The following is an 8,751-nucleotide window of genomic DNA, read 5'->3' as shown; positions in this document are numbered from 1 at the left end:
GCCTACGACGAACCCGCCTCGGTGGCGTACCGCGGTGGTGACGAGGTCACCGAGTCCTATCTGCGGTGCCTGCGCGTGCTGATGGCAGGGGAGGGATACCCGATGGTGGCCTCGCACGACCCGGCGATCATCGACGCGGTGCCCGCCATGGCCCGCGAATTCGCCAGGGGCGTCGACGACTTCGAATACCAGATGCTGTACGGCATTCGCGACGCCGAGCAGCGCAGGCTTGCCGACGAGGGCAACCACGTCAGGGTGTACGTGCCGTTCGGCACCCAGTGGTACGGGTACTTCGTGCGTCGTCTCGCCGAGCGGCCCGCGAACCTGACGTTCTTCCTGCGGGCGTTGGCCGAGCGGCGACACTGAGCGCACATCAGACGTCGGTTCTGGCTCAGCGCAGACCCCACGGGCATTGTTCGTACGCGTAGCCGGCGGCACCGTGGGCGACGAGGTTGCGGTCTCGCAGGATCGTCAGGGGGGCACGGTCGGGCGAGTCGCAGACTTCGCCGAAGGGTGCAGGCAGGTTGTCGGTGTACTCGATCTGCAGAACGCGCGGCCCGTACACCTGCCCGTAGCGATCGCACTCGCGGTACGCGGCGCACTCTTCGGCGACGGCGAAGTCGAAGCCGACGTCGCGGCGACCCGTGCCGGTCGATTCTGCGGCGTTCTTCTGGCCGATCGCCAGACCATGGCCGTGGGCGAGTGCGGCAAAGGAGCGCGCGAGGTCGATCGCGCCCGCCTCCTCGATACGGCCGGTCGCGGGATCGGAGAACCGCGTGAAGGTGTCGAAGTTGTCGATCTCGACGGCATCGAAACCCTTGTCCGCACAATCGGAGATCAGCGGTCCGAGAGCGCCGAGGATGACCTCTCGCTGGGCCTCGGTTGATGGATCGAGCACGTATTCGGCGGGCCAGTCGGGGTCGGTGACGGGCATCCCGTCGGCGTCGCGCAGCACCGCCTGCCCGTACCTCTGCAGCCAGCGGTCGCCTTCGCCGGGCTGCGACTGAAATCCATTCACGTAGCAGACGTTGTAAGCCCCTGGCATCGGCTCCTCGGCGGCATCGCGGGCGACCACCGCCAACCCGACGGTGTCGTCGACTCCGCCCAGTTGATAGTCGAATGACCCGGTGACGGGCGGCAATTGGACCTCGGCCGAAGGAGCGGCGGCCGAGCAGGCGGTCACCAGCGCCGCGGCGGCCAGCAGTGACCGACCGGCCGCCGCGCTGGTCATGCCTCGGCAGAAAGGGTGGGGTGCCCGCGTAGCCGCAGGAGCGTCCAGGCGGCGAGGGTCTGTGCGTCGGTGATGGCGCCGTCGACGATCATCTGGTCGATCTGCGAGCCGGTGAACCACTCGCTGCGCATGTCCTGCTCTTCGTGCTCGCGCTCGTGGTCACCTTCGGTGATCCCGGTCGCCAGGAACACCCAACCGCGCTGGCTGCTCATCCCCGGCGCGACGTCGAGTTGGCCGAGCACCAGCATCGACTCGGCACGCAAACCGGTCTCCTCACGCAGTTCGCCGGCGGCGAGGTCGGCGGGTGACGGCTCGTCACCGTCCCGCGTCCCTGGCGCGGTCCCCTGCGGAAACTCCCATCGCCGCAACCCGATCGGATAGCGGAACTGCTCGACGAGCCGGAAACGTTCGCCATCCCTGGCGATGACCAGGGCATAGGTCGGTTTGTCGATGACGCCGTAGATGCCGACGCTGCCGTCCGGCCTGCGGATGTCGTCCTCCCGAACGATCATCCAGGCATTCCGGTACACCTCGCGCGTGCCGACGCGTTCGATGGGATCCACCCGTTCAGTATCCCGTCTCGCGGTAGCCTCGCTCACGTGCTGCTGGCTTCGCTGAACCCCTCGGCCGTCGCTGCCGGTCACGACGTCGCGGACGCGGTGCGCATCGACGGCGCGACGCTGAGCCGCAGCGACCTCGTCGGTGCGGCGACCTCGGTGGCCGAACGCGTCGCAGGTGTGGGCCGCGTCGCCGTCCTCGCCACCCCCACCGCAGCGACGGTGCTCGCCGTCACCGGCTGCCTGATCGCGGGCGTCCCCGTCGTCCCGGTTTCCGCCGACGTAGGGGCCGCGGAGCGCCGCCACATCCTCACCGACTCCGGCGCGGTGGCGTGGTTGGGCGACGTGCCCGCCGAACCCGAGGGGCTGCCGCACGTTCCGGTGCGTCTACACGCGCGGTCGTGGCACCGCTACACCGAACCCTCACCGGACGCCACCGCGATGATCGTCTACACCTCCGGTACGACGGGTCCGCCCAAGGGCGTGCTGATCAGTCGGCGGGCGATCGCCGCGGACATCGACGCGCTGGCCACCGCGTGGGCGTGGACGCCGGATGACACCCTGGTTCACGGCCTGCCGCTGTTCCACGTGCACGGACTGATCCTCGGGCTGCTCGGGTCGCTGCGGATCGGAAATCGCTTCGTACACACGGGGAAACCGACGCCAGCCGCCTACGCGGAGGCGGGCGGTTCGCTATACTTCGGCGTTCCGACGGTGTGGTCTCGGATCGTCGGTGACCTCGAGGCGGCACTGGCGCTGTCGTCGGCGCGACTGTTGGTGTCGGGGAGCGCTCCGCTGCCGGTTCCGGTGTTCGACGAGATCGTGCGCTTGACCGGCCAGGCACCCGTGGAGCGTTACGGCAGCACCGAGTCTCTGATCACGCTCAGCACCCTGGCAGGCGGCGAACGTCGTCCCGGCTGGGTCGGGGTTCCGCTCGACGGGGTGCAGACGAGGCTGGCCGACGACGACGGCACGCCGGCACCGCATGACGGGGAAACCATTGGGCGGCTTGAGGTTCGCGGGCCGATGCTGTTCGACGGCTATCTCAACCGGCCCGACGCCACGGCCGACGTCCTCGACGCTGACGGGTGGTACCGCACCGGGGACGTCGCCGTCATCGACGTCGACGGCATGCACCGCATCGTCGGGCGGGAGTCGGTCGACCTCATCAAGTCCGGCGGCTACCGCATCGGCGCCGGGGAGATCGAAACGGTGCTGCTGAGGCACGCGGGTGTCGTCGAGGTGGCGGTTGTCGGGGTGCCCGACGCCGACCTCGGCCAGCGGATCGTGGCCTTCGTCGTCGGCTCAGCCGCCCCGCAGGAGTTGATCGACCATGTCGTTCAACAGCTTTCGACGCACAAGCGGCCGCGTGAGGTGCGCATCGTGGCGGCCCTACCCCGCAACGCGATGGGCAAGGTTCTGAAGAAGGAGCTGCTGACATGACGTTGCGGTTCACCGAGGTGTGCATCGACGCGGCTGACATCCACGCACTCGGCCAGTGGTGGGCCGACGCGCTCGGCTGGCCTGCCGAGACCACCGACGACGGCGACGTCATCCTGCGTGCGACTGCGGGTCCGGACTGGTTGTTCCTCACGGTCCCAGAGGGCAAGACCGTCAAGAACCGCATCCACTTCGACTTCACGCCGGACGATCAGCAGGCCGAGGTGGACCGCCTCATCGGGATGGGCGCCCGCCACGTCGACATCGGTCAGGGTGACGAATCCTGGGTGGTGCTGGCCGATCCCGAGGGCAACGAGTTCTGCGTGCTATCGGCCGAGGACTGACTCGCTCTCCCTGCGCGAGCGTGCGTGTCGGAGGGCGACCCGCCGTTCGGTGATGGCAGTTCGCGCACGCTCGCACTCGTCGATTGACGCAAATGCGCTGACGGTCCCACAGGAGAACCGATCCCCACCCACGGATCGCGGTGTCAAGATGGCCGCGTGCGTCGGTTGTGGGGCTTGCTGGTCTGCGTCGGCGTGCTGGCCGCGTGCAGCGCCTGCCCCCGAGTCGCGCCCGTCGCAGACCCCACCGATGGGGTGGAACTCGTGGAACTCCGGCATCCCCCTTACCGAGCAGACCGTCGAGGACACCATCGCCGCACTGGCGGCCTACGCGCACGACCGCGGCATGGACCTCGGCGTCTATCACAGCCCGTTCAACCAGGGGTGCGGGCAGGACCCGCGGATCGGCGGTGCCGGTCACGCGCAGGCCGACGCACGCACCTTCGCCGCCTGGGGTGTCGACTACCTCAAGTACGACTGGTGTCGGCTGGACGCCGGACACACCGAACAAGTGAAGTACTTCGCGGCGATGCGGGATGCGTTGCGCAACAGCGGTCGTCGCATCCTCTACAGCATCAACCCCAACAGCTCTTGCGATCCCGAAGCAGGATCCGAGTACGACTGGTCCCACATCGCCGACATCAGTCGCAACGCGATGGACCTGGTGCCCGCCTGGGGCGACGAGGACCTGTGGGCAGAAGGCCTGGCCGGCGTCAGTCAGGCGTTCGCCGCAGCCGGTCCCGTCGCTCCGCACGACGGCCCGAAGCACGTCAACGACCCGGACATGCTGGTGGTCGGCATCCGGTGGTCGGAGTTCACCCGAGGTCGCCCCACGATGTCGCTGGGACCGCAGCGGGCCGACCTGACGGATGTCGAACAGCGCGCACACTTCTCGTTGTGGGCGATGCTGGCCGCGCCGCTGCTGGCGGGCGACGACGTGCGGTCGATGGACGAGGGGACCCGGGCCATCCTGACGAACCGCGACGTCATCGCGGTCGATCAGGATGGGTTGGTGCTGCAGGGTCTGCCCAGCTCGACGATCGGCGGGTCATCGTGAAGCCGCGGGCCGACGGTTCGGTGGCAGTGGCGTTGTTCAACACCGGCGCCACGCCCCTCGCGATACACACCGATGCGCACGCGATCGGCCTGTCGGGTACCGACTGTGACACCGTGCGTGACCTGTGGGCGCACACCGAGACCACGACGCGCGGTGACGTCGGGCAGACGGTGCAGGCGCATGGCGTCGCGATGATGCGGGTGTCGCGATGCCGATAGGCGTCAGTTCGCGTGCAGCGCCTCGTTGAGCGTGATGCCGGAGCCGTCGCGCGACACCACCTCGACCGCCCCGGACACCGAATTCCGCCGGAACAGAAGGTTGTTCGCTCCGGACAGATCCCGGGCCTTGACGGTCTGACCGTCGGGCGTGGTCACCTTGGTGCCGCCGGTCACGTACAGGCCCGCCTCGATCACACAGTCATCGCCGAGGGAGATGCCGAGCCCGGAGTTGGCGCCCAGCAGACAGCGCTTGCCCACCGAGATGACCTCCTTGCCGCCACCGGACAGGGTCCCCATGATCGATGCACCGCCGCCGATGTCGGAGCCGTCGTCGACCACCACGCCCGCGGAGATCCGGCCCTCGACCATCGAGGTGCCGAGGGTGCCCGCGTTGAAGTTCACGAAGCCCTCGTGCATGACCGTCGTCCCCGCCGCCAGGTGCGCTCCGAGTCGCACCCGGTCCGCGTCGGCGATCCGAACGCCGGCCGGTACCACGTAGTCGACCATCCGGGGGAACTTGTCGATGCCGTATACGGTCACCGGACCGCGCCGCCGCAATCTGGCGCGGGTCAACTCGAATCCGTCGACCGTGCACGGTCCGAAGTTCGTCCACACCACGTTGGCCAGCACCCCGAAGACGCCGTCCATGTTGGCGCCGTGCGGGGCGATCAGTCGGTGCGAAAGCAGGTGCAGGCGCAGGTAGGCGTCGAACGCATCGGCGGGCTTGTCGTCGAGCGAGGCGATCGTGGTGCGCACGATGACCGTCTCGACGTCGCGTTCGTCGTCGCGGCCGGTCAACGCGGCGAGGTCGTCGGTCACCTCGGTCACCTCGGCCACCGAGAGCCGGTTCGTGCCTGCGACGACTCCCGAGTCGTCGGTGGACAGTTCCGGCTCGGGGAACCACGTGTCGAGAATCGTCCCGTCGGCCGCGATGGTGGCCACGCCGACGCCTGATGCTGAAGTCACGCCGCCAAACGTTACTGGACTACCGTTGGCGGTTGTGGGCCTCGACTTACGCGCCGATCCGATCGCGCTGACGGCTGCGCTGGTGGACATCCCCAGCGAGTCGCGGCACGAGCAGCGCATCGCCGACGAGGTCGAGGCCGCGCTGCGCGCACAGACCACGGGATACGAGATCGTCCGCAACGGCCACGCCGTACTGGCACGCACCAACTTCGGCCGACCGTCGCGCGTGCTGCTCGCCGGCCACATCGACACCGTCCCTGCCGCGGACAACGTGCCCAGCCGCCTCGTGGGCAGCGAACTGTTCGGCTGCGGCACCTCGGACATGAAGTCCGGTGACGCGGTCTTCCTGCATCTGGCCGCCACCATCGCCGAGCCCTCGCACGACATCACGCTGGTGATGTACGACTGCGAGGAGATCGAGTCCAGTGCCAACGGTCTCGGCCGCATCGAACGCGAGCTTCCCGACTGGCTGCAGGCGGACGTCGCGATCCTCGGCGAACCCTCGGGCGGCTACGTCGAGGCCGGCTGTCAGGGCACCATTCGCGTGGTCGTCCGAGCGTCCGGAACTCGGGCGCATTCTGCGCGACCGTGGTTGGGCGACAACGCCATTCACAAGCTTGGGCCAGTGCTCGACCGGTTGTCGTCCTACCGGCCGCGCAACGTCGACATCGACGGCTGCACCTACCGCGAAGGGCTGTCGGCGGTTCGGATCGACGGCGGCATTGCGGGCAACGTCATTCCCGACGCCGCGGCGGTGACGGTGAACTTCCGGTTCGCACCCGACCGCAGCGTCGAGCAGGCCGTCGCCCATGTCCACGAGGTGCTCGACGGACTCGACGTCGACGTCGAACAGACCGACGCCGCCGCGGGAGCACTCCCCGGGCTGACGAAGCCGGCGGCCGCCGCGCTCGTGCAGGCGGCCGGCGGGCAGGTGCGCGCCAAGTACGGCTGGACCGACGTCGCGCGCTTCGCCGCGCTCGGCATCCCCGCGGTCAACTACGGCCCCGGCGACCCGAACATGGCACACCGCGTCGACGAACGCGTGGACGTCACCCAGATCACCGCCGCCACCGAGATGCTCCGCAAATATCTCGTTGACTGACGCCGCTAACATGGTCCGAGAACGTCGAATCGACACGAGGTGGGCCGCAAACATGCTGGGTGACGACATCTCCGGATAGCCGGAGCCATTCGTACCCCTCCATGCTGCGGCTCGGTGCCGCGGATTCACCGAGAGATCTCTCGCATGTCCTGCGTTTCCATCGTCTCCTCGCATCTGTCCTTCAACTGGCCCGACGACACTCCGCTGTTCGTCGACCTGTCCTTCACGGTCCCCGGCGGCCGCACCGGCCTCGTAGCACCCAACGGTGCGGGCAAGAGCACCTTGCTCAAACTCATCGTGGGAGAGTTCCGCCCCACCGCGGGGCGCGTCGTCGTCGATGGAACCGTGGCCTATCTGCCGCAGTCGCTGCCCTTCTCGGGCGTCGGAGCCGACCGGACCGTCGCCGACGTCCTCGGTGTCGCGCCCATCATCGCGACACTCGACGCGCTGGCCGCCGGTGACGCGTCGGAGGCGGTGTTCGCCACCATCGGTGACGATTGGGACGTCGAGGAGCGACTGCGTGCCCAACTCGACCGGTTGAACCTGGCCGACCTGGCGATGGATCGGCCATTGGGCTCTCTTGGCGGTGGGGAGGTGGTTTCGGTGGGTCTGGCCGCGCAACTGCTACGGCGGCCCGACGTACTGCTGCTCGACGAGCCGACCAACAACCTCGACGTTGACGCTGGGCAACGGCTCTACGCCGCACTCGACGACTTCGCCGGCACCTTTCTCGTCGTCAGCCACGACCGGGCGCTGCTCGACCGGATGGACCGCATCGCCGAGCTGTATCGCGGTGAGATCGTCTTCTACGGAGGGGCTTTCACCGACTACGAGAACGCGGTCGATGCGGCTCGGCGATCCGCTGGGTCTGATATCCGCAGCGCCGAACAGCTGCTGAAGCGCGAGAAGCGACAGATGCAGCAGGCCCGCGAACGCGCGGCGAAACGCTCGAGCACCGCCGCCCGCAACGTCAAGGATGCCGGTCTGCCGAAGATCGTGGCGGGCAAGCTCAAGTGCGACGCCCAGGAGACGGCCGCCAAGTCCGACGACGTGCACGCCAAGAGGGTCGACGACGCGAGGACCAGACTCGATCAGGCCGAACGCGCGCTGCGTGAAGACGACGCGATCGTGCTCGACCTGCCCGACACCGACGTGCCCGGGGGTCGTAAGGTCCTCACCGCGCGCAGTCTTCGGATCCGCGTCGGTGGTCGAGAGCTGTTCGCGGACAACGGGATCGACATGGACATCCGCGGACCGGAACGCATTGCGTTGACCGGAGCCAACGGGGCGGGCAAGTCGACGCTGCTGCGGATCGTCAACGGCGACCTGCAACCGTCGCGCGGTGCCGTGCAGCGGGCCGACGGTCGCATCGCCTACCTATCGCAGCGGCTCGACCTGCTCTATCCCGATCGCACCGTCGCGGAAAGTCTCGCTACCTCCGCCCCGAGCCTGACGCACACCCGCCGCATGCATCTGTTGGCGCAGTGCCTCTTTCGCGGCGATCACGTCCACCTGCCGGTGGCGGCGCTGTCAGGTGGGGAACGGTTGCGGGCGACGCTGGTCTGCGTGCTCAACGCCGAACCGGCGCCGCAGTTGCTACTGCTCGACGAGCCGACGAACAATCTCGATCTGGTCAGCGTGGGGCAGTTGGCGTCGGCATTGAACGCGTATCGGGGTGCTTTCGTCGCGATCAGTCACGACGAGAGCTTTCTGGAAGCGATTGGCGTGCGCCGGCTCCGGCTGGCCGACGGGGTGCTGGTTTAGAGCGGGAACTGCTGCGGGCGGGTCTGTGCGGGCTGTGGACGTTCCGCTGCGGGTGGCGGCACGGGAGCCCTGCCA

At 68.4% G+C, this 8,751-nt stretch carries 10 protein-coding genes; 7 read left to right on the top strand and 3 right to left on the bottom strand.

Features of this window, described 5'->3' with window-relative positions:
* The coding region (locus VET27_RS17260; protein ID WP_526520270.1) for a proline dehydrogenase family protein at positions 1 to 366 on the top strand (366 nt) is incomplete at its 5' end.
* 25 nt (positions 367 to 391) lie between these two features.
* Here VET27_RS17260 and VET27_RS17255 read toward each other — a convergent pair.
* Both VET27_RS17255 and VET27_RS17250 read right to left on the bottom strand, forming a co-directional pair.
* Entirely contained in the window at positions 392 to 1,231 is an 840-nt protein-coding gene (locus VET27_RS17255; protein ID WP_526520268.1) for an endo alpha-1,4 polygalactosaminidase, read from the bottom strand.
* Complete coding sequence (locus tag VET27_RS17250) at positions 1,228 to 1,794, bottom strand: NUDIX domain-containing protein (RefSeq protein WP_526520266.1); 567 nt, start codon at positions 1,792 to 1,794, stop codon at positions 1,228 to 1,230. The genes VET27_RS17255 and VET27_RS17250 overlap by 4 nt, the downstream gene beginning before the upstream one ends.
* A 36-nt stretch (positions 1,795 to 1,830) precedes the next feature.
* Here VET27_RS17250 and VET27_RS17245 point away from each other — a divergent pair, with 36 nt between their 5' ends.
* The 4 genes from VET27_RS17245 to VET27_RS17230 all read left to right on the top strand — a co-directional run bounded on the left by VET27_RS17245 (position 1,831) and on the right by VET27_RS17230 (position 4,844).
* On the top strand, positions 1,831 to 3,231 hold the full coding sequence (locus tag VET27_RS17245; protein ID WP_526520264.1) for an AMP-binding protein: 1,401 nt from the start codon (positions 1,831 to 1,833) through the stop codon (positions 3,229 to 3,231).
* Positions 3,228 to 3,572: a VOC family protein gene (locus VET27_RS17240; RefSeq protein ID WP_526520262.1), complete on the top strand. Its 345-nt coding sequence runs from the start codon at positions 3,228 to 3,230 to the stop codon at positions 3,570 to 3,572. The genes VET27_RS17245 and VET27_RS17240 overlap by 4 nt, the downstream gene beginning before the upstream one ends.
* A gap of 247 nt (positions 3,573 to 3,819) precedes the next feature.
* Positions 3,820 to 4,626 (top strand): glycoside hydrolase family 27 protein, encoded by an 807-nt coding sequence (locus VET27_RS17235; RefSeq protein WP_526520260.1) that lies wholly within the window; start codon positions 3,820 to 3,822, stop codon positions 4,624 to 4,626.
* Entirely contained in the window at positions 4,623 to 4,844 is a 222-nt protein-coding gene (locus VET27_RS17230) for a hypothetical protein (protein ID WP_526520258.1), read from the top strand. Before VET27_RS17235 ends, VET27_RS17230 begins: the two co-directional genes overlap by 4 nt.
* A gap of 3 nt (positions 4,845 to 4,847) precedes the next feature.
* Here VET27_RS17230 and dapD read toward each other — a convergent pair whose 3' ends face one another.
* The gene (gene dapD, locus VET27_RS17225) at positions 4,848 to 5,810 is read right to left on the bottom strand and encodes a 2,3,4,5-tetrahydropyridine-2,6-dicarboxylate N-succinyltransferase (protein ID WP_526520256.1); all 963 of its coding nucleotides are present in this window, start codon (positions 5,808 to 5,810) and stop codon (positions 4,848 to 4,850) included.
* Between the two features lie 34 nt (positions 5,811 to 5,844).
* Here dapD and dapE point away from each other — a divergent pair, with 34 nt between their 5' ends.
* Positions 5,845 to 6,912 carry a succinyl-diaminopimelate desuccinylase gene (gene dapE, locus VET27_RS17220; protein WP_526520254.1) on the top strand — a complete coding sequence of 356 codons (1,068 nt, stop codon included), beginning with the start codon at positions 5,845 to 5,847 and terminating at the stop codon, positions 6,910 to 6,912.
* A 144-nt stretch (positions 6,913 to 7,056) separates the two neighbouring features.
* Positions 7,057 to 8,676, top strand: a complete 1,620-nt coding sequence (locus tag VET27_RS17215) for an ABC-F family ATP-binding cassette domain-containing protein (RefSeq protein ID WP_526520252.1) — start codon at positions 7,057 to 7,059, stop codon at positions 8,674 to 8,676.
* Positions 8,677 to 8,751 lie beyond the last annotated feature (75 nt).

The sequence above is a fragment of the Mycobacterium sp. genome, from assembly GCF_035633495.1.
Classification (GTDB): domain Bacteria; phylum Actinomycetota; class Actinomycetes; order Mycobacteriales; family Mycobacteriaceae; genus Mycobacterium.
This window is presented reverse-complemented; position numbering and strand designations above follow the sequence as displayed.

Bases quoted from the DNA above. Each gene is read 5' to 3' on its own strand.
- VET27_RS17215 (WP_526520252.1), top strand. From the start codon at position 7,057: ATGTCCTGCGTTTCCATCGTCTCCTCGCATCTGTCCTTCAACTGGCCC.
- VET27_RS17255 (WP_526520268.1), bottom strand. From the start codon at position 1,231: ATGACCAGCGCGGCGGCCGGTCGGTCACTGCTGGCCGCCGCGGCGCTG.
- VET27_RS17240 (WP_526520262.1), top strand. From the start codon at position 3,228: ATGACGTTGCGGTTCACCGAGGTGTGCATCGACGCGGCTGACATCCAC.
- VET27_RS17235 (WP_526520260.1), top strand. From the start codon at position 3,820: ATGGGGTGGAACTCGTGGAACTCCGGCATCCCCCTTACCGAGCAGACC.